General features: G+C 41.7%; 12 protein-coding genes. 11 read left to right on the forward strand and 1 reads right to left on the reverse strand.

Annotated elements, in window-relative coordinates:
• Position 1: 1 nt before the first annotated feature.
• The 11 genes from RDN79_RS14850 (at position 2) to RDN79_RS14900 (ending at position 19,843) form a co-directional block, all read left to right on the forward strand.
• Complete coding sequence (locus tag RDN79_RS14850) at positions 2 to 2,659, forward strand: heparinase II/III family protein (RefSeq protein WP_298555045.1); 2,658 nt, start codon at positions 2 to 4, stop codon at positions 2,657 to 2,659.
• Between the two features lie 147 nt (positions 2,660 to 2,806).
• Entirely contained in the window at positions 2,807 to 5,890 is a 3,084-nt protein-coding gene (locus RDN79_RS14855; protein ID WP_298555048.1) for a polysaccharide lyase family 8 super-sandwich domain-containing protein, read from the forward strand.
• A 16-nt stretch (positions 5,891 to 5,906) separates the two neighbouring features.
• On the forward strand, positions 5,907 to 7,766 hold the full coding sequence (locus tag RDN79_RS14860) for a heparinase II/III family protein (RefSeq protein WP_298555051.1): 1,860 nt from the start codon (positions 5,907 to 5,909) through the stop codon (positions 7,764 to 7,766).
• The gene (locus tag RDN79_RS14865; protein ID WP_298555054.1) at positions 7,763 to 8,968 is read left to right on the forward strand and encodes a glycoside hydrolase family 88 protein; all 1,206 of its coding nucleotides are present in this window, start codon (positions 7,763 to 7,765) and stop codon (positions 8,966 to 8,968) included. Before RDN79_RS14860 ends, RDN79_RS14865 begins: the two co-directional genes overlap by 4 nt.
• Before the next feature lie 194 nt (positions 8,969 to 9,162).
• Positions 9,163 to 9,711, forward strand: a complete 549-nt coding sequence (locus RDN79_RS14870) for an RNA polymerase sigma-70 factor (RefSeq protein ID WP_298555057.1) — start codon at positions 9,163 to 9,165, stop codon at positions 9,709 to 9,711.
• Between the two features lie 76 nt (positions 9,712 to 9,787).
• Positions 9,788 to 10,726, forward strand: coding sequence for a FecR family protein (locus tag RDN79_RS14875; RefSeq protein ID WP_298555060.1), 939 nt, complete (start codon positions 9,788 to 9,790; stop codon positions 10,724 to 10,726).
• Positions 10,727 to 11,032: 306 nt separating this feature from the next.
• The gene (locus tag RDN79_RS14880; RefSeq protein WP_308573256.1) at positions 11,033 to 14,443 is read left to right on the forward strand and encodes a TonB-dependent receptor; all 3,411 of its coding nucleotides are present in this window, start codon (positions 11,033 to 11,035) and stop codon (positions 14,441 to 14,443) included.
• A 26-nt stretch (positions 14,444 to 14,469) separates the two neighbouring features.
• Positions 14,470 to 16,179 carry a RagB/SusD family nutrient uptake outer membrane protein gene (locus RDN79_RS14885; RefSeq protein WP_298555066.1) on the forward strand — a complete coding sequence of 570 codons (1,710 nt, stop codon included), beginning with the start codon at positions 14,470 to 14,472 and terminating at the stop codon, positions 16,177 to 16,179.
• Positions 16,180 to 16,197: 18 nt separating this feature from the next.
• The gene (locus tag RDN79_RS14890; RefSeq protein WP_298555069.1) at positions 16,198 to 17,415 is read left to right on the forward strand and encodes a glycoside hydrolase family 99-like domain-containing protein; all 1,218 of its coding nucleotides are present in this window, start codon (positions 16,198 to 16,200) and stop codon (positions 17,413 to 17,415) included.
• Positions 17,416 to 17,748: 333 nt separating this feature from the next.
• The gene (locus RDN79_RS14895; RefSeq protein WP_298555072.1) at positions 17,749 to 19,347 is read left to right on the forward strand and encodes a beta-N-acetylhexosaminidase; all 1,599 of its coding nucleotides are present in this window, start codon (positions 17,749 to 17,751) and stop codon (positions 19,345 to 19,347) included.
• Positions 19,348 to 19,471: 124 nt separating this feature from the next.
• The gene (locus RDN79_RS14900; protein WP_298555075.1) at positions 19,472 to 19,843 is read left to right on the forward strand and encodes a hypothetical protein; all 372 of its coding nucleotides are present in this window, start codon (positions 19,472 to 19,474) and stop codon (positions 19,841 to 19,843) included.
• Positions 19,844 to 19,902: 59 nt separating this feature from the next.
• Here the strand turns inward: RDN79_RS14900 and RDN79_RS14905 are convergent, their stop codons facing one another.
• Complete coding sequence (locus RDN79_RS14905; RefSeq protein WP_298555078.1) at positions 19,903 to 21,192, reverse strand: DUF1080 domain-containing protein; 1,290 nt, start codon at positions 21,190 to 21,192, stop codon at positions 19,903 to 19,905.
• Positions 21,193 to 21,401: the final 209 nt, after the last annotated feature.

Here is a 21,401-nt window from a genome sequence, read left to right on the forward strand (position 1 = left end):
AATGATGAAAACGATATATATTGTAATTTTAGTCTTGTTTGCCGGCTTACCGGTTCGGGCAGAGAAATATCCGCATATCCTTGTCAAAGATGAGGATAAAGTGGCTGTGTTGGATAAAATAGAGAAACAGGCTTGGGCGAAACATATTTTCAATCGGACAAAGGAACGGTTGGCTGTCTATGTGGAAAGGCATCAGGCAGAACCGGATTGGATTTTGGACCGATATTTGATGAACAGGATTCCCGGAAAACGTTATACCCGTTTTATATCAGATAAAGAAGGTACACGATTGATTGGTTACGAAGGTGACGCTCCGGTTCCGACAGTACGGGTATCGCCGCATAAACGTTCTCCGATCACACCGCAAGGCCGGGCTTATGTTGTTCCTGAAATGGAGGATATTGTCCCGAATGACACGTCTATGACAATGAATTTGCTGAATCCGGACACTCAGGAATATGAATGTGTGGATCCGCAGGCATATGTGGCCGCTATTAACGGTAGGATCAATGCATTGGCTTATGAGGCTTCTGTCATTTATTGGCTGACAGGAGAAGAAAAATATGCTAAGTTTGCTGCCGATATTTTGAACCAGTGGGTAAGTGGAGTTGTCTATCAGGAACCAATTGACGGCCCGGGACGTACCGGCTTTTTAGATATCCAGACGTTGGGGGATGAGAAAGAGAAACCGTTGATTTTGGCTTATGATTTCTTGTATCCTTATCTGGTAAAATATAAGTATCCTTTGGGAAATTATGACAAGGCTTTTGAAAAGGTCGCTTGGACGTTGTCGTTTAGAGGATATACTGGGAATAACTGGTTTGCCGCTGAAAGTTCGACTTTGGTCGCAGCAGCGTTATCATTAAAAGATGCACGGAAAAGGAATTATTATTTGGATTTTTATTTGAATCGGGATACGGTTGTGGACGGTTGCGGACAACTAAGCTTACCTTCCGCATCCAAGTTGTGGTTTACACCGGATGGACATTGGAAAGAGCCGGGAGGTTATCATAATTATCCGGTATCGAAGTTAATGGAAGCTGCACTCATGCTTGAAAATAATGGGTATCGGATTTTTAATCAATATCCGATTTTGTTGAATGCTTCTTATGTTATGTTGAAGTATTCGTTTCCCGACTTAACCGCTTCGGCTTTTGGCGATACGGGTAGGCCGCGTCAGAGCATGGAGTGCTTGGAGAGTGCTATTCTGATGGCCGACAAATATCAGCTACCGATTCTTCCGGATTTGTTGAATGCAGCCATGATTTTGGAACAGGCAGGACAATATGACCGTTCAAAATCCGGACTGACCGGATTGCTATGTTATTTGCCTGAATTACCGAAGGCAAAGAGTGGGGACAATCATCTTTGGAATAGATCGGAGAAGTTGGATTTTGCATCTTGTTATCTTCAGAGAAATGGATTAGATCCGCAGTACGGGCTGATGTGTGTAGTGCAGGGAGCTACTTATAATCATAATCATTCCAATGGCATGAGCATGGAGTTATATGGAGCCGGAACTGTTCAAGGGATCGATCCGGGTAATGGACCTACCTATGAACATCCGATGCATGTTAATTATTATACGCAATGGGCGGCTCATAATACGGTTGTAGCAGCAGGAGCCTCTACTTCGGTAACTCCGTTTAGAGGTGGAGGTGGAACGAAAAGGATAGGGCAGGTAGAGTTGGTATCAATGGAACCATTAGCGGGTAAAAAGGCCATCTCTGATGAGTTTTCTTATACATTGACAAACTATTATGATGGCTCGACAAAGACCCATCAAGATCGTTTATTATCGATTCTTCGTATTGATGAGAAACATGGTTTTTATGTGGATTTTTATCGTTCCGATAATGCGGTCAGTAATGATTATTTGTATCATAATATAGGGGATAGTGTGATTCTTTATACACAAGACGGAAAGGTTTTGAAACAAGAAGGGCTTCCGTCTTATCCTTGTGTTGGAGAGGACCGTCCGGGGTTACGATATTTCCGTTCGGTACGGACAACCGGACTCAATGAAAATACGGTTGTCGCTTTATTTTCTGCAAGACTATTAAATACGGGAACAAGTTACATGAAGATGTGGATGCCGGCCTCTTCAGATGTCTCTTATTTTACGGCTTTAGCACCAAGTGCGAAAACCGCTTCGTCTCCTTATCAAAACAAACCTTCTCTTGTCGTTACGATGCGGAAAGAGAAACCTGCTGTAGAAGAACCGTTTGTCGCTGTTTACGAACCTATATCAGATAAGGTATCCGCCGGTTTAATCGAATCTGTTGACCGGGTTAAATTGGATCCTCAGGGAAAAGAAGGTTGTGCTATTAAAGTAAATACAAAAGAAGGTGATACTTTTACATTGGTTAATATTTTGAAAGATGGGCCTGTTATATTGGATAATCAGAAATGTTGTGCTGATTTTGCTATTTTTGCAAAGCGGAAAGGAAAAAATAGTGTGTATGTAGGAAATGGATCTTTTGTAGAAAACAAGGAATTTAAGGTTGAATCGGAGAATCGAGGTAGTTTTTATATGGAATATGATCAAACCTCACTTCTTGTCCGTTCTAATTGTCCGATAAAAATACAAGCGAAAAATGGGATGTTGAAAGAACCTTTCTACTTGACTGGAGGCGAGAGAGTCTTTAAGATGAAGTGATTGAAAATAGTACCATGAAATAATAGGAATGTTATGAGAAAAGTAATTATTGGGATATTGATGTCTTTTTGTTTGTTTGGCATGTACCAATCGCTATGGGCGAACCATAGCATGCATCCATTAAAACAAATAGCCTTTGTAAAAAAAATGATAGGACGGAAACAGGAACCGTATCATACGGCGTATGTGCAATTGATCCGTTATGCAGATTCCATTCAGCAGGTCACTCACCATGCACGAAATGACTTTGCTGTTCCCGGCTACTATGTGAAACCCGAAGAGCACCGGGCCAATTCGTTGGCGTTGCAACAGGATGCTTTTGCCGCTTATTGTTCTGCACTGGCTTACCGGTTGTCGGGAAAGAAAAGGTATGGAGAAAAAGCGTGTTATTTTATGAATGCATGGGCTACCATTAATAAGAAATATTCGGAACCGGATGGACCATTGGTGATGAGCTACTCCGGGTCGGCATTTTTAATGGCAGCTGAGTTAATGGATGATACCTCGGTATGGGACGCCGATGAGAAGCGGCTTTTTAAGGATTGGGTGATGTCCGTTTATCGGAAAGCGACAAATGAAATTCGTGAACGGAAGAATAATTGGGCTGATTGGGGACGTCTGGGCTCTTTGTTAGCCGCTTCTTTTTTGGATGATAAAGAGGAAATCGAACGTAATATCAAGTTGATTAAAGGTGATTTGGGTGATAAGATCGCAAGTGACGGTCACATGCCGGCAGAAGTGGTTCGCGAGAAGAATGGTATTTGGTATACCTATTTCTCGTTGGCTCCTATGACTGCTTCTTTTTGGGTCGCCTATAATTTGACGGGTGAGAATCTGTTCTTATGGGAACAGGAGGGAAAGTCGGTCAAAAAGGCATTGGACTATCTGCTTCGCTATCAAAAATCTCCATCTGAATGGAAGTGGTATGAAGGACCGAATGTTGGGACGCATGCCACTTGGCCGGACAATTTGCTGGAGGCTATGGCGGGTATATATGGGGAGTCTGCATATGGGGAATATGTTGAAAATAGCCGCCCTCATATTTATCCGGTACACCATTTTGCATGGGTTTTCCCGACATTGATGCCGCTCTCTTTAAATGGGTATAATGAGGGAGGGCAATCGTCTGTGGCTAAAAAAGATGCCGATATAGAGAAACTCAGAAAACGTTTTGCCATGCAATTATTAGGCGCTCCGGTTTCTGACGGCCGGATCAAGACATTGGTGGAAACGCTTCAGCCGGATGGCAGGTGGCCGGGGATAGACTATGTCGATACCACCCGTACGGCTTTCCAACACGAACGGCATCTCAGCAATATGTTGGCGTTAAGCATCGCTTATCAAAAGAAAGGATCCCCTTACAAAGGAAATAAACAGGTAAGGAAAGCCGTTCATCAGGCATTGGCTTTCTGGTTGGAAAATGATTTCATTTGTGAGAATTGGTGGTGGAACCAAATTGGTACGCCTAATACGATGGTGAGCATGTTATTGATACTCGACCGGGATTTGTCCCCGGAAGAATCGGGCCGGATGTTGGAAATAGCGGGCCGTGGGAATATCAATGCTTGGGGAGCACGTCCCAGCGGTGATCGCATAAAGATCGCAGGTCTGCAAGCGAAAGCGGCTCTTTTTAAAAGAGATGCCCAAGAGGTTGCCATGCTGATGAAAATTATAGAGGGGGAAATCAAATTCTCGACCGAAAAAGGCATGCAACATGATTTTAGCTTCCATCACCGGACAGATTGGGTGAACAACACGCTCTCTTATGGTTCCGGTTATGCCAGCGCTTTTATAGAGTGGGCTTCGAATGTGGCGGATACGAAATTCCGTTTTTCGGAACAAGCTGTCCGGTTATTGATTGACTATTATTTAGACGGCATTTGCAAACAGATGGTTTATGGAAGGATTTCGGATCCGGGTATCTTGAACCGGGACATCACCCGGCCGGGTGAAGAAAGGGTGTGGAGCCCTTCCGATCCTGAAAAGTTGAGAAACCTGACTGATTACAGGCAAGCGGAATTGGATAATATCATCTGTTTAAGAAAAGGGGATTCCTCCTGCCGGCCGGGCTCTTTTGCCAAATTCTTTTGGAGAACGGATCATTTTGTGTTCCAACGTCCTGACTTTTATACTTCTGTCAGAATGTATTCTACCCGCAATGCCAATATGGAAGAACCGTATAATGGGGAAGGGTTGATGAATCATTTTAGAGGCGACGGGACAAATTATCTTTCTGTCAGGGGAGATGAATATAAAAGATTGACTCCTGTTTATGATTGGATGAAGATACCAGGGGCAACGATTGTGCAATTGGATAAGATGCCGGGTGAGAATGAAATTCAGAAATGGGGATTGACTGATTATGTCGGGGCGGTTACAGATGGAACATATGGGGCGGTTGGTTTCGATTTCAAAAGTCCGCACACAGGTTTAGCGGCCAAGAAAGCATGGTTCTTCTTCGATAAAACATACGTTTGTTTGGGGACGGACATATCCAGCCGGATGAAGAACCAGGTTTTGACAACAGTCAATCAATGTCTCTTAAAGGGAGAGGTGACCGTAAGCGATGCTGACGGCATTCATCCGCAAGAACGGGGTTCTCGTATGAAAAAAGAGGTACGATGGGTGGTGCATGACAAAGTGGGGTATTATTTCCTCAATAAAGAGAATGTCATATTGTCCAATCAGCGTACGGAAGGAAGCTGGAAGATTGCTAACCGGCAGACTACTACACCTACAGACATTATTCAGCAAGATGTGTTCACCCTTTCTGTCGATCACGGTAGCTATCCGAATAATGAAGGTTATGCCTATATGGTCGTTCCTTCCGCCGATCCGTTGTCTATCGAGAAACAGGTAGAAGAGGAAGGAGTGGTTGTTTTGGCGAATTGTCCTGATGTGCAGGCTGTCCGGCATGACGGATTAAATATGGCTTATGCGGTCTTTTATAAAGGTGGAACGCTTCGGATCCATGACAAGATCGTGGTGGAGATGGATGCTCCCGGAATGTTGATGGTGAAATATAACGATGCCGGTGAAATACTTACATTGGGCGTTTCTGATCCGACCCGTTTCATGAAGAAACTCCATCTGTCTGTCAATCAGAGAATCGTTGGGACGGCACAAGAAAATATACAAACCGAATGGGACGGAAAACAGGCTTTAACCCGGATTTCCGTAGATCTGCCTCAAAATGAATATGCAGGAAAGAGTGTGATATATAATAAGTAACTTAAATTTAAGAAGGATGAAAGCACGTATTTTGGTATGGTTAGTGGCCTTACTTTGTTGCCACAATGCATCATTTGCACAAAAAGAGTTTGTGAATGCTTCTGCCCGCTTGTCCGGTCATCCCCGGATTCTATTACAGAAGGGGGAAGAAAAAGCGTTGAAAAAAGTGATAATGAAGGATGCTGTTTGGAAAGATATTCATCTGTCATTAGTGGACGAAGCGGGAGAAATCGTAAAACTGCCCTTGAATGAACGGATAAAGACCGGCAGACGCTTATTGAGTGTATCGAGAGAAAATCTACGCCGCATTTTCATTCTGAGTTATGCCTATAGAATGACTGGGAAGAATGAGTTTCTGAAACGGGCGGAGAGCGAGATGTTGAAAGCGGCCTCTTTTTCTGACTGGAATCCTTCCCATTTCCTGGATGTGGGGGAAATGACGATGGCTTTGGCGATCGGATATGATTGGCTTTATCCTCAATTGTCGGTACAGACAAAGGAGGTAATAGAAAAAGCGATTGTCGAAAAAGGTCTGAAACCTTCCTTCGATGAACGATACAATTGGTTTGTCAATGCTGTCCACAATTGGAGCCAGGTTTGTCATGCAGGCGTTACTTATGGTGCTTTGGCTATATGGGAGAAAGAACCGGAGTTGTCACGGACTGTCATAAACCGGGCTATCGATAAAATCTCGATTCCTATGGGGCACTATGCCCCTGACGGAGCTTATCCGGAAGGTATTGGTTATTGGGATTATGGAACATCATTCAATGCCATGTTTCTTAGTGCTATAGAAAAGGCCTTTGGAACGGATTATGGATTAAGTGAGTTACCCGGTTTCTTAAAGACAGGTGAATATATCTTACATGCCGTTACTCCAAATCTGAAAAACTTTGCCTATTCTGACAATGGAGGAAATGCCTTTTTAGCACCGACTATGTTTTGGTTTTATGATAAGACAAAAGATGCCTCTATCTTATATAACCAGGTACAACTATATAAAAAAGACGGACAAAAACGGATCAAGAAGAATCGTTTGGCTCCGGCCATGTTGATTTGGGGCGCTTCTGCTTCATTGGCGAATCCACAGAAACCTGCTCGACTATCATGGATGGCGCAAGGGGATAATCCGGTTTGTTTCATGCGTTCTTCCTGGAATGATTCGTCTGCCGTTTATGTCGGTATGAAAATGGGGTCGCCTTCTGTCAATCACGGACATATGGATGTCGGTAGTTTTTTATTGGAAGCGGATGGTGTCCTTTGGGGAATGGATATGGGAGGAGAAGAGTACAACAGATTGGAAACGAGAGGGGTTGAACTGTGGAATTCGCGCCAGAATTCTCAACGTTGGGATGTTTACCGTTATAATAATTTTGTCCATAACACATTATCATTTAATCATAAATACCAGGATGTAAAGGGCAAAGCTCAGATTGACGGTTATTCGGATCAGGAAAATAACATGTATGTTATTTCGGATTTGACCCCGGTGTATAAGGATCAGGTAAAAAGTGCAAAACGGGCTGTTTCCTTAGTCGATAAAGAATATGTGGTGGTGGAAGATGTGATTGAGGCAACCAAGCGGTTTACGATGATGACGTGGACGATGGTAACTCCGGCTTCTGCTAAGATTGTAGCTGATAATGTCATGTTATTGGAGAAAAATGGCAAGAAGTTGTATATAAAGGTGGAAGGTCCTAAAAAAGTCCGCTGGCATATTTCACCTGCCCAATCTGAATTTAGCTATGATTCACCGAATCCGGGTATTTCAATTATAGGATTTGATACGGATTTGGAGTTGTCTGCCAAACAGAGTATTAGAGTATTCCTTTTACCGGGAGAAAATAAAAATGTCACATATAAATCGGTATTATGAAGATGAAAAAAGCATTCTCTTTTATATGTGTCGGTTTGATGGCTCTTTCCTGTACAGGAGAAAGAGCGGGTGATTGGGTCAGTCAGGATTTTGCTTTTGCAGACCAGCAACTGCGCTATGCTTTGACAGAAACGGAAAATGTCCGGAATTCTCTGGGCAAGACGCCGGAAGAACTGCCATCTCCACGTAATATCCAGTCTGACGGCTCCCTGCGATTGGTTCGTGCCAGGGACTGGTGTAGTGGCTTTTTCCCCGGTGAACTTTGGTATATGTATGAATATACAAAAGATGATTTCTGGAAAAAAAAGGCGGAGTTTCAAACTGAATTGTTGGAGCCTTTAAAATCATATAGGGGCACTCATGATTTGGGCTTTATGCTCTATTGCAGCTATGGCAACGGATACCGCATGGGGCAATCGGATAAATATAAACAGGTATTGCTGGAGGGAGCGAACTCTTTGGCCTCTCGTTTTAACCCGGCGGTCGGTTGTATTCGTTCCTGGGACCATAATGGAGACAAATGGCAATATCCGGTTATCATAGATAATATGATGAACCTTGAATTCCTGTTTTGGGCAACCAGAGCATCGGGTGATTCTACATTCTACAAAATTGCGGTGACTCATGCCGATAATACGATGAAGAATCATTTCAGGAAAGATTATAGTTCTTACCATGTGATTGATTACGATACGATAACCGGTAATGTCCGAAACAAACATACCCATCAGGGATATGCTCATGAGTCTGCTTGGGCGCGTGGACAGGCATGGGGTTTATATGGCTATACGATGTGTTATCGGGAGACTGGAGACAGGAGATATTTGAATCAGGCGGAACAAATCGCTTCTTTTATCTTTCATCATCCCAATCTTCCGTCGGATCTGATCCCTTATTGGGACTATAATGACCCAGAGATCCCAGCCTCTCCCCGGGATGTGTCGGCTGCTACGATAACCGCATCTGCTTTATATGAATTGTCGGCTTATTCGGATAAGGGTGGACAATATAAAAAATGGGCTGATACCATTTTGGAAAATCTGACGGAATCCTATAGGGTTCCCTTGAATCGGATGCATGGTTTTTTATTGCGTTCCAGCACTGGCCACAAACCGGCAGGGACAGAGATAGACGTACCGATCGTTTATGCTGATTATTATTTTCTGGAAGCGCTTATTCGGAAAATGAATTTGGAAAAGTAGTTTTTAATCTGGCGATAAGGTTGTTTTATAGCCCATTTCGGCATATTGCTGCAATGGGCTATTTGGTTTGGATATTTAGGATGGAGTTATATACAGTATTAAAGTTGTTTTATATAAAATCTTCCATTTAAATTTGCTTTCTTGCTAAAAAGAGTACATTTGCAGACGGAACATTTTGGAGATCTGTCAGAAAAATGAGTACCATTAGTTTTAGTGATATATATACCAATTATTACAAGCGGTCGTTTCTGTTTGTGAAATCGTATGTCAGAGACGATATGATCGCTGAAGACATTGTTTCGGAAGCTCTGATCGGCTTTTGGGAAACCACTAAAAAAGAAACGGTAGAACATCCGATGTCATTGCTATTAGCGATTTTAAAGAATGGGGCGCTGAACTATTTGAAACATCAGACTGTAAAAGAATCCGTGACAGAATCTATCTTTTCTAAGATGATCCGTGATCTGAATTACCGGATTACAACTTTGCAAGCCTGCGACCCGGAAGAAATTTTCTCTTCGGAAATAACTCAGATTGTAGATAAAACATTACAATCTTTACCGGAACAAACTCGGCGTGTTTTTGAGATGAGTCGTTATGAGTCTTTATCCGTGAAAGAAATAGCCCATGAACTTTCTTTAAGTACTAAAAGCGTAGAATATCACATAACAAAATCATTAAAGCTATTGCGTATTGCCTTAAAAGAATACCTCCCGATTTTCTATTTTTTGTTTATGCGATAAAATATTTCAAGAAAAAGCAATTTTGTTTTAGGGATTCTTCTTTATGTGTTGTCTCTTTAAGTAAGAGATAATAAATATGGATAAGAAGATATTGCAAAAATACGTGGAGGGCAGTATTACGGCTGAGGAAGTTGAAACAGTCGTTGACTGGTTGGATGCAGATGAAAAGCATGTAAAAGAATTTATGACTTTGCATAAATTATATGATATTTCTATTCTTAATCAGTCAACAAAAGAACGAAAGAAAGAAAAAGTAGCTCGCACCGTCTTTCGCCGTATCGTAATAGAATTGCTAAAAGTTGCAGCCATCGCACTGATTTTGCTCAGCGGAAATTTCTTGTTGCAAAAAGATGATCAAATGGAATCTCTTCCTTCGTTTCAGACTCTATATGTTCCAGCTGGGCAACGTGCAGAATTGATTTTGCCTGATAGTACGAAAGTCTGGCTGAATGCAAACTCGAAACTGGTCTATCCGAGCAGTTTTAAAGAAGGTATTCGGCAGGTTGAATTGGATGGAGAGGCTTATTTTGATGTTAGGCATAATAGAGATAATCCTTTTGTTGTCAGAACTAAATCAATGAACGTGACGGTGCTGGGAACGGAATTTAATGTGTCTGCTTATTCTGGTATCGAGGAATTCAATATTGCATTATTGAGAGGGAGTGTCGAGTTGAATTCACCGGATCGTTCCAGAAAATATAGAATGACGGCTGGTGAGCAGGTTCTTTATAGAGATGGCAAATATGTTTCGGCCCAGATCGGTAGTATGGACTATTTTAAGTGGAAAGAAGGGCTCCTCAGTTTTAGTAACCAGCCGATAGATGTGATAATCGAAAAATTGCGCTTATATTATGATATCAAAATAGAAGTAGCGGATTTACCTTTCTTGAAAGAACGTTATTCCGGTAAATTCCGCGTAAAGGATGGAATTGAACAAGTGCTGAAAGTTTTGCAGTTAGAGCATAAATTTACCTATGTGAAAGATAATGAATTGAATCTGATAACTATAAAATGAATTGCCTATGGAATAAGGAATATAGATAAAATGAAAACCGGATTATGGTTCCAGCATAATCCGGTGAAAATGTCAGCCTGTTGACATAACCAGTAATTAAATCGAGTACTAACATTTTGATACTACAAAGTTATGAAAAAAAAGTGTACGGGGACAGACTATACCCTGTTATTAAGTGAATTTAAACATACATGTAGAGTAATGAAGTTAATCTTAAGTTTTTTGTTATTATGTGTGTCGGTCGTCTTTTCTGAAAACGTGAGTTCCCAGACAGCCCGTGTCAATATTGTGGCAAACAAGTTGTCAGTGAAAGAAATTATCAGACAGATAGAAGACCAGACCGATTATCTTTTCGTGTACAGCAATGAAAAGGTGAATTTGAGCCAACGAATTTCTCTCAATGCTTCGGATATTTCCGTTATTAATGTCTTGAACCGAATTTTTGAGAACTCGGATATCGGATATGCAGTGGAAGGGAATAATATCTTGTTGATGAAGAAAGAGGATCTTCCACAACAAAAAGGAAAAGTGTTGAAGGGTACTGTGAAAGATCAGAGCGGCGAACCGGTGATAGGTGCTAATGTTGTTGTAAAAGGAACGACGAATGGCACTGTTACGGATGTGGATGGAAATTTTATATTGGAAGTTTCCAATACGGATGTTTTACAGGTTTCATTCATTGGATATATGACGCGTGAAGTCTCCGTAAAAGATAGGAATATGTTGAATGTAAATCTGATTGAAGATACGAAAAGTCTGGATGAGGTCGTGGTCGTAGGTTACGGAACCCAGAAAAAGGTAAATCTGACAGGTGCCGTAAATGTGATTTCTAATGAAGATTTTGAAAATCGTCAGGCTTCGACAGTTTCCCAATTGCTACAGGGTGCTGCACCCGGATTTAATTTTGATATCGGTACACAGGATGGATTTGAACCTGGAGCAACCATGAATATTTCGATTCGTGGTATGGGATCGTTGAATGGGGGATCACCTTATGTCGTGATCGATGGTTTTCCTGGTGACTTGAATAATTTGAATCCGGAAGATATCGAATCGGTTTCCGTTTTGAAAGATGCTGCTGCTTCTGCCATTTATGGTGCAAGAGCTCCGTATGGTGTTATCTTGGTTACAACGAAAAAAGGAAAGAAGAATGAGAAAGTCAGTGTCTCTTATACTGGTAATTTGATTGTAAAGACTGCTCAGAAACTTCCGGAAAGCTTGGACTCTTATACTTGGACCCGAATCTTGAATGAGGCGGGAGATAATATGGGGGGACATCCGTTTAGCAACGAGACCATTGACCGTGTTATAGCCTATCAAAAAGGAGATTTTGAATATATTAAAAATTCAATCCCTGGTTGGCCGGAAGGCGCTACGATCTTTGGAGCAATGCCGGAAGGAAATGTTTGGAATAATGCCAACTTGAATTATGCCAATACGGATTGGTGGGATATCTATTTTGGTAATAGCGTGAATCAGAAGCATGATATCTCTTTGCATGGAGGTATGGATAAGGTTTCATATTATTTCTCTGCCGGTTATATGGACGACAGCAGTGTGTTGAATTACGGAACGGACTACTTTAAAAGAATGAACACATTGGGAAAAATCAGTGTGGCTATTACCGATTGGTGGGATTTCGGATATGAAACACGTTTTGCAAAGAAGATCAGGGAAAAACCGAATATGACGAATGAGGGAGACTATTCTTTCTTATATCGTCATATCTCTCGCAATTATCCTATTACACCATTATATGATGGATTTGGCAATTATATGTTTGAGTCTCATATTCCTTCTATGTCGGCAGGGACAGACAAACAGGATGACATTGATTTTTGGAATAATTTTCGGATGGAACTTCGCCCGTTGAAAGGCTGGAAGATTAATGCGGATTTCGCTTATAATGTGTATAACCAGGAAATTTCGGAAGTGGAAAAGTATATATATACATATGATATAAATAATCAACCATATGAAAACGGCATAAGCATCCCGAATAATCTGACTCGGAAAAAATACATAAAAAAGTATTGGACGACAAATATTTATACTTCATACGATTTTGATATCAATGAAGAACATAACTTTACAATTTTAGCGGGTATGCAGTTTGAACGAGGAGATGAATCATGGGTTCAAGGTTATAAAACTGATTTAATTTCAGAAAAAGTGCCTTCATTCCCGACTGCAACCGGTGATGCTCTTCTGTCAGAAGCTTTGGCTCATAATGCTACGGAGAGTTATTTTGCGAGATTGAATTATAATTATAAAGAGAAATATTTATTTGAAGCGAATGTCCGTTATGATGGGTCTTACGTTTTCCGTAATGGGAAAAGGTGGGGAACCTTCCCGTCTTTCTCTGTCGGGTGGAATTTATATAATGAATCGTTTTGGAAAAATATCGAGCCTTATGTCAATACGCTGAAAGTTCGAGCTTCTTGGGGACAATTAGGAAATCAGAATATTTCTCCTTATAGCGATTTGGAATTAATTCCGATATCAGCTGGTAAATTGAACTGGATCTTTAATTATGGTTCAACGAGGCCGGTAGGCTATACTTCTGGACCTAATTTAGTGAATAGAAATTTGACATGGGAAACGGCTACTACTACTAATTTCGGGATGGATTTGTCTTTTTTGAATAATCGATTGTCGGCTACTGCAGATTGGTTTGAAAGACGGACTATTGATATGGTCGGACCGTCTCAGGCGATGCCAGGTGTATTGGGTACGAGTGTCCCTAAAGAGAATAATTCGACTTTGCGAACCCGCGGTTGGGAAATTAGTTTGAATTGGAAACATGCTTTGGAAAATGGATTGTCGTATAATATAGGTGTAAGTTTGTATGACTATAAATCTGTTGTCACAAAATATTTTAATCCGACAGGGACATTGTCTACCTGGTATGAAGGAGCGGAGGTCGGTGATATATGGGGATATACCGTGAATGATTTGTTTCGCTCGCAAGAGGATCTGGATTCATATTTGTCAAAAGTCGATATGACTCATATTGCTGCTAATTGGAATACCGGAGATTTAAAATATGAAGATATAAATCATGACGGTAAGGTCAATAACGGAACGAATACGATTGGAAATCATGGTGATTTATCGGTTATCGGTAATGATCAACCTCATTATCAATATACGATAAACGGAGGCGTGTCTTATAAAGGTTTTGATTTCTCTATGCTTTGGAGAGGCGTTGCTAAAAAGGATATGTATTTCTACCGCGGATCCAATATATATTGGGGATTTATGGGCGGTTGGTGGGAGTCTTGTCTGACTCCTGAACATCTGGATTATTTTAGAGATCAGCCGGGTTCTAAATATAGCGGATTGTATGAAGGGGATGCCAATATAAATACGGATGCTTATTGGCCCAGACCTTATCTGAATAATACGGAAGAAGCGAAAAATAAAAATCATGCGAATACGCGCTATTTGCAGAATGCGGCTTATTTACGTTTGCAAAATGTTCAGTTAGGCTATAGTTTCCCTCGTAGTATTACTTCAAAGATGCATTTGGAAAAGCTTCGGATCTATTTCTCAGGTGAGAATTTATTGACATTTTCGAAGTTGCCGAACGGGATAGACCCGGTTGCTCCGGTCGGTTTTCCTACAGGAGGTGAGTTTTTTGGCACTGCCGGTTCGGGACGCTTGACTTATGGTGCTGATAGAATCTATTCTATTGGTTTGACTGTAACTTATTAAGTTTAATTTATTAAGGAGAAAAGATTATGAAACGATTCATATTGACAGCAGTCTCATTTATGACATTATTGTGTTCGTGTGAGAATTTTATTGATTTGCAGCCGATGGATAAAATTACGATGGATGATTATTGGAGTACTTCGACTGAGTTGGAATATTATATGCGGCAATTTTATCCATCATTTTGTCCATGGACACAGATGGTTGCGGAGATGGCAACGGATAATGACGATATGATAACCGGAAGTCCGAGCGTAGTCATGAATGGGGTCCGTTCAAAAACTACCGGCAATTGGACTGGAGAATGGACAAGCATCCGTAATGTAAATATCTTCTTTGAACATTATACGAAATGTCAAAGTGGATATGACGCATATAAGCAGTATTTGGGAGAGGCCTATTTCTTCCGTGCTTGGTTCTATTTTAATTTATTGAAGAAATACGGGGATGTTCCCTGGTATTCACATGTGATACAAATGGACGATGCCGAAGAGTTGATGCGTCCGAGGGATTCTCGTTTGTTGATAGCCGATTCGATATTGGCAGACCTCGATAATGCCATTACACATCTTGAGTTGAGAAAAGATGTCGGGAATAACCGGATTAATAAAGAAGCAGCGTTGGCGTTTAAGACCCGTGTCGCTTTATTTGAAGGTTCTTGGCAAAAATACCATGCAAGTACGGATTTCGGAACTGCCGGAGCTGATCCGTCCAAGTACTTTGAGATTTGTGTGGAAGCGGCGGAAGAACTGATGAAGGGAGATTATAAAGTCGGCATTTATAGTACGGGAAATCCGGATGAAGACTATTATAAATTGTTTGGTTTCGATAATATGTCGGATGTAAATGAAGTGCTTCTCTATCGCGCTTTCAATGCTGCGGAAGGGGCTGGCAATTCGACCCAAGGATTTATTACCTATAACAGTAACTCGAAGGGTATCACTTGGGAACTCGTTTCCTCCTATTTAGGTAAAAATGGCAAGCCGTATGACTATTTGAACACGGCGGCAGCGAATAAGGGAAATGCATTTTTGACGAAGATCGCAGAAGATTGTGACGTCCGTTTAAAATCGACCGTTTGGATTCCCGGCGATTTGATGTCAGTAGGAGAGAATGCCTATTTTAATGGACCGGCCATTGAAGGTGGTGCCTTACAATTATGTCCGACAGGTTTCCAGGTAAAAAAGACCGCAAACCCCAATTCCCCGGCTGCCGGAAAATCCTGGGAAACACAGGCAGAAACTGGGCTTATCCTGTTGCGTTATGGTGAAGTTTTGCTCAATTATGCAGAAGCCAAATGTGAATTGGATAATTCGGTTGCATACGAAGCTTTGAATTTATTGAGACAACGTGCCGGAATGCCTGATTTTACCGTGAATGCACAAAGTCTGGACAAGAATAAGGTGGACTATGGGTATTCCATTACGGATGAATTATATGAGATCCGGAGGGAAAGGAGAGTGGAGATGGCTTTGGAAGGACAACGGGATGAAGATTATATGAGATGGGCGGCAAGTACGCTCTTTAAGAATAAACGGCCGAAAGGATATCCCGTTGATTTGGCTCAAAATCCGAATTTCAGTTCAAAGGTAGACGAAAATGGATTGATTGACTATTATAAAGGAGTAATGCCTGATGGTTATCAATTTAGAGATAAACAGGATTATTTGTATTCTATTCCGCAGGATGAATTAACATTGAATCCTAATCTGAGACAAAATCCAGGATGGAATTAATCATTAAATTGTCATATTATGAGAATCAAATCGAGTTGGTTGGTGTTTTGCACTATGTGCATGGGTTTATTGATGGGTGCCTGCCTGAATGTGCAGGCGGAGAAAAATGGGGAAAAGAAGGTTCATGCCAATGCCGTCCCAGAGTATTATGTGGCTGCTTATATTTGGCCTTCTTGCCATGACGATCCGATGGGAAATAAAGTGCTATGGCCGGAAGGAACCGGAGAGTGGGAAATTATTAAAAAGGGAAATCCTCGTTTTGAAGGACATTATCAACCGAAAGTGCCTTTGTGGGGATACGAGTTGGACAATGATCGTAAAGTAATGGAGAAATGGATCGATGCAGCTACCGACCACGGTGTGAATACGTTTATATTCGATTGGTACTGGTTCAATAACGGTCCGTTTCTGGAAGGCTGCTTAAATGATGGTTTTTTGAAAGCCCAGAATAATCATAAAATGAATTTCTATATCATGTGGGCTGACCATGATGTGGCACGAAATTATTGGAATGTACACCGTTATAAAGAAGATAACTCTCGTTTGTGGGATGGGGCTATCGATTGGGAGAATTTCCGTATAGTTGTAAAACGCGTGATCGACCAGTATTTTAAACAACCGAATTATTTGAAATTGGATGGTAAGCCGGTCTTTTCTGTTTTTAGTTTGGATAATCTGATTAAAACTTTCGGAAGTGTGGAAGAAACTCGTAAAGGCCTGGAGTATTTTAAGGAAGAAGTAAAAAAGGCAGGATTTCCTGGGTTACATGTCCAATTGATGGCTGGTGGTGTACCGAATGAAGGTTTGCTTGAAAAGATCAAAGCGTTAGATGTTAATAGTTTGACACAATACAATTGGGGCGGTCCGATCTATGAAGATTATGTCCGTTGGGGTACGGAAGCGTTGGAACGTCTTCAGAAATGGGATGAAGCAGTTTCTATCCCTTATTTTCCGAATGCCTCTATCGGTTGGGATGATACGCCTCGTTTCCCTCATAAGACACAGAAAGATGTGGTTCATTTGAACCAATCTCCACAAAGCTTTGCCGCTTTTTTGCAAAAGGCAAAAGAGTATTGTGATGAACATCCTGATCAACCAAAGTTGATTACACTTTATGCCTGGAATGAATGGGTGGAAGGTGCTTATCTGTTACCGGATATGAAATATGGTTTTGATTATCTGAATGTGGTAAAAGATGTGATGGTTGATGGTAAATATGGGAAATACACCAAATAGTTGATATTTGGATAATTATTTTTTGCCCTTACAGATATTCGGTTTTGGGGACGGTATTTGTAAGGGCTATCATTCGTGATATTGCGGTTCTATTCGGTTCAATCTACTTCCTTATTGTAAAACAAGAACTTTTGGAAAATGTCTTCGGCAATAAAACCTTTGCTTTTGATTGGATTTATGTCAAAGAAAAGATGGCTGATTAGTCAATTTGACATTAAGACATTAAAGTGTTGTTTTTTAGATATAGCACTTCGACTATTAGATAAAAAGATTAATTTTGTAGTTCAGTGTGATACAGTTATCATATTGAGCTAACTTTAAATTCAGATATCTATGAAGTCAAGTATTCTTATTTCCCTTTGTTTGGCATTTCTTTGTTCTTGTCAGGAACCTCCGGTAGAAGAATATGCCGTGATTCCCCAACCGGCGGAAATCGCCTACACTTCCGGGTTTGTCAAATTGAAAAGTCAGCCGGTTGTCGCTTATCCTTCAGAACTGGCGAATGAAGCTCAACTTCTTCAATCCTATTTGTCTTCCGACTTTTCAGTCGAAGCCGTATTGAAAGATGGTGGTGGAAAGGCAGATATAACCTTACAGTTGGATCCTGCGGTTTTGCCGGATAAAAAGGAAGGCTACGTGTTGGACGCTATATCCGGAAAGATCATGATAAAAGCCAATTCACCGGCCGGTATTCTGAATGGTGTCCAGACTTTACGGCAGGTGATCAAGGAAAAAGACGGCAAGTTGATGGTACAGAAAGCGACCGTTACGGATTATCCTGCTTTTTCCTGGCGTGCCTTTATGTTGGATGAAGGACGTTATTTCAAAGGCAAAGAGGTGGTGAAGCAATTGCTGGATGACATGGCAGACCTGAAAATGAATGTTTTCCATTGGCATCTGACGAATGATCAGGGATGGCGTATCGAGATAAAGAAATATCCGAAACTCACGGAAATAGGAGCTTTCAGGGACTCTTCCGAGATTAATCATTTTGGGAGTGACGTATATGACGGTAAACGTCATGGCGGTTTTTATACGCAGGAAGATTTAAAAGAGATTGTGGAGTATGCGGCTAAACGTCACATCACGATAGTGCCGGAGGTAAGTATGCCGGGACATGCCAGTGCGGCAATCGCTTCTTATCCTTGGCTCGGTACAAGCGGGAAGCAGATCAAAGTGCCGGGTAAATTCGGCGTGCATTATGAAGTTTTTAATGTGGCCGATCCTAAAGTAATGCAATTTTTGGACAATGTGACGGATGAGGTGATTGCGATCTTCCCCGGAGCCGTGTTCCATATCGGAGGCGATGAAGTAAAGTACGACCAATGGAAAAACTCCCCTGTGGTCCGTGCTTATATGGCCAAACATAACCTGAAGACTCCGGCTGAGCTCCAGGTCTATTTTACGAATGAGATATCCAATATGTTGGCAGCAAAAGGCAAGAGAATGATGGGATGGAATGAAATTACCGGAGATAAATTGCATGAATATCAATCGGATGCCGATACGGAAGGTGTAAAACAAGAGTTGGCTTCCGGCACGGTTGTCCATTTCTGGAAAGGAGACACGGCTCTTGTTAGGAAAACAATAGAAAAAGGATATGATGTCGTGAATTCTTATCATGAATATACCTATCTGGATTATTCATACGAGTCGATTCCTATGGAAAAAGCTTACTCGTTCAATCCTGTACCGGAAGGCCTGACGGATGATCAGAAAAGTAAAGTGTTGGGATTGGGATGCCAGATGTGGGGAGAATTTATTCCGACAGTCGAGAGCATGAATCTGAAAGTCTACCCCCGCCTGGCCGCTTATGCGGAAACAGGGTGGACAGATGCTTCGAACAAGGACTATCAACGTTTCCTGAACAAGTTGGATTTCTTCCTGCAAAAATGGAATGCAGAAGGAATTACCTGTGGGCCGGTTCAATAGTAAATCATTGTTAAATAATAAAATAACATTGATCCGGGTTAAACCTTTCGTCCGTCTCCAAGTCTATTATCCAGAAGCGCTTCAAAAACAAATAAGTTTAATATTAATAACAGGTAATTAGTTTATGAAGAAGGTAATAGGATTGTGTTTGGTTCTCTTGATCAGTTCGGTTTCAGTTTTTGCCCAGGGTGGCAAACGAAGTGCAAAAAAAGGAGGTGATCCGGCACAACGTTGTGAAAAGATGATTGCCGATCTGAAATTGAATGAGAAACAGGCGGCAGATTTCCGCAAAGTAGAAGCTGAGTTCAGAGATAAGATGAAAGCGGAAAGAAAACAGGCTGATTCGGATCGCCGGAAGATGCGCGAAAAGATGATTACCATGCGGAATGAGCGGGATGCGGAGATGAAAAAGATATTGACGGAAGATCAGTATAAACAATATCTCGAAAAGCAACGTTCCCAGTCTCCTCGTAAAGGACATGGTCGCAAGGGATGAAAAAACGACTCCCGTCTCATATAGTTTGGGACGGGAGTTGTTTTTTACGGGACAAGAACTTATAATGTTTTTACTTTCAGGTTTCTCCAGAGAACCTTGATACCGCCTCCATCATGAATTTGCAGAGCAATGCGTCCCTGTCCGGCTCCGATCTTTTCGTCGTTGATATTGACCATCTCTTGACCGTTCAACCAAGTCTGGACATTGTCTCCTTGTACTTTGATACGCATGGTGTTCCAGTCGCCTTCTTTCAGGATATTTTCTTTTTCATCCGGGATTTGGATCAGCCAGCCGCGTCCGTATGATTCGTAGATGCCGCCTGTGTCATGGCCCTTGGGAGCTACTTCTACCTGCCAGCCGTTTACTTTTACATCTTCTTCTATAAAAGAACGGATAAATACGCCGGAGTTTCCGTCGGCTTCTTGTTTGAATTCTACCGTCAGGTCGAAATCGTCATAATAATCGCGTGTAGCCAGATAGCCGTATTTTTTATCAGGGCCGCTTTCGCAGATCAGCATGCCGTCCTTAACGTACCATTTCTCTGTGCCGTAAGCTTCCCAGCCTTTCAGGTCTGTTCCGTTGAATAAGGTCACTTCTCGTGTTTTGCGGGGTAGTTCTTTAATCTTGATATTACGGAAAGAAGCAGGATATCCGTGGTCTTGCAGACAAAGGACACCTTTTTTTGCCAAACCGTATTCCGGAGCATTCGCCCATTTGCCGCTGTTCTTTTTGGCATGCCAGTCGTCTGTCCAGGCTTCGAATTCCAGAATTTTGACTCCGTTCAGCCAATGTTCTACATGCCCGTTGTCGAATACAATCTTTGAATTGTTCCATTTTCCTTGCGGGTTTACTTTCATTTTCGACTTATCGGGAAGATGCATAGCATAATCCACGCCTAACTTTTGCCATTCTTCCAGCGGTTCCGGGAAGTTCGGTTCGTCTATTAACTGGTATTCCGGGCCTGTGACATAAGGAACGGCAAACTGAGGACGTTCGACTACGTGGTATAGCATACCGCTGTTACCTCCTTTGGATAATTTCCAGTCCCAGGATAATTCGAAGTTCTCATACTGTTTGTCGGTTACGATATAACCACTCGCATCGCTGCCGTCTCCTTTAGCCTGGATGCATCCGTCGACCACGTGCCAGGGTTGCGTCAGGGTGGTTCCGTTGTAGTCTTTCCAACCGTTCAATGTGTTTCCGTCGAAGAGGAGTTGCCAGCCGTCTGCGATTTCTTCGGGCGTAAGCGTATTGGGTTCTACGCCGGTGCACGAAGAAAATAGGGCCAACGATATGGCACAAGTGGCCAAAAAGCCGGTGGCTGTCGTTCTTTTCATTACTGATTCCATTCTTGAATTAAGTTTTTTAGGTGAATAATTGATATGGTGACAAAGATACATCATAGTAATGAGTTCCCCAATTCATACCTATGATTTGAGATACTCAAAAGTATAGTATCTCTTTTGCCTGTAGGCTGTTTTTCTTGTACATTATAATACGCATTAAACGCCGTGTGTAAAGCCTGAAAATAGAGATGTGGATAAAGATGAAAAAAAGT

Source organism: uncultured Parabacteroides sp., assembly GCF_902493135.1.
Classification (GTDB): Bacteria; Bacteroidota; Bacteroidia; order Bacteroidales; family Tannerellaceae; genus Parabacteroides.

Bases quoted from the DNA above. Each gene is read 5' to 3' on its own strand.
- RDN79_RS14850 (WP_298555045.1), top strand. From the start codon at position 2: ATGATGAAAACGATATATATTGTAATTTTAGTCTTGTTTGCCGGCTTA.
- RDN79_RS14855 (WP_298555048.1), top strand. From the start codon at position 2,807: ATGATAGGACGGAAACAGGAACCGTATCATACGGCGTATGTGCAATTG.
- RDN79_RS14860 (WP_298555051.1), top strand. From the start codon at position 5,907: ATGAAAGCACGTATTTTGGTATGGTTAGTGGCCTTACTTTGTTGCCAC.
- RDN79_RS14865 (WP_298555054.1), top strand. From the start codon at position 7,763: ATGAAGATGAAAAAAGCATTCTCTTTTATATGTGTCGGTTTGATGGCT.
- RDN79_RS14870 (WP_298555057.1), top strand. From the start codon at position 9,163: ATGAGTACCATTAGTTTTAGTGATATATATACCAATTATTACAAGCGG.
- RDN79_RS14875 (WP_298555060.1), top strand. From the start codon at position 9,788: ATGGATAAGAAGATATTGCAAAAATACGTGGAGGGCAGTATTACGGCT.
- RDN79_RS14885 (WP_298555066.1), top strand. From the start codon at position 14,470: ATGAAACGATTCATATTGACAGCAGTCTCATTTATGACATTATTGTGT.
- RDN79_RS14890 (WP_298555069.1), top strand. From the start codon at position 16,198: ATGAGAATCAAATCGAGTTGGTTGGTGTTTTGCACTATGTGCATGGGT.
- RDN79_RS14895 (WP_298555072.1), top strand. From the start codon at position 17,749: ATGAAGTCAAGTATTCTTATTTCCCTTTGTTTGGCATTTCTTTGTTCT.
- RDN79_RS14900 (WP_298555075.1), top strand. From the start codon at position 19,472: ATGAAGAAGGTAATAGGATTGTGTTTGGTTCTCTTGATCAGTTCGGTT.
- RDN79_RS14905 (WP_298555078.1), bottom strand. From the start codon at position 21,192: ATGGAATCAGTAATGAAAAGAACGACAGCCACCGGCTTTTTGGCCACT.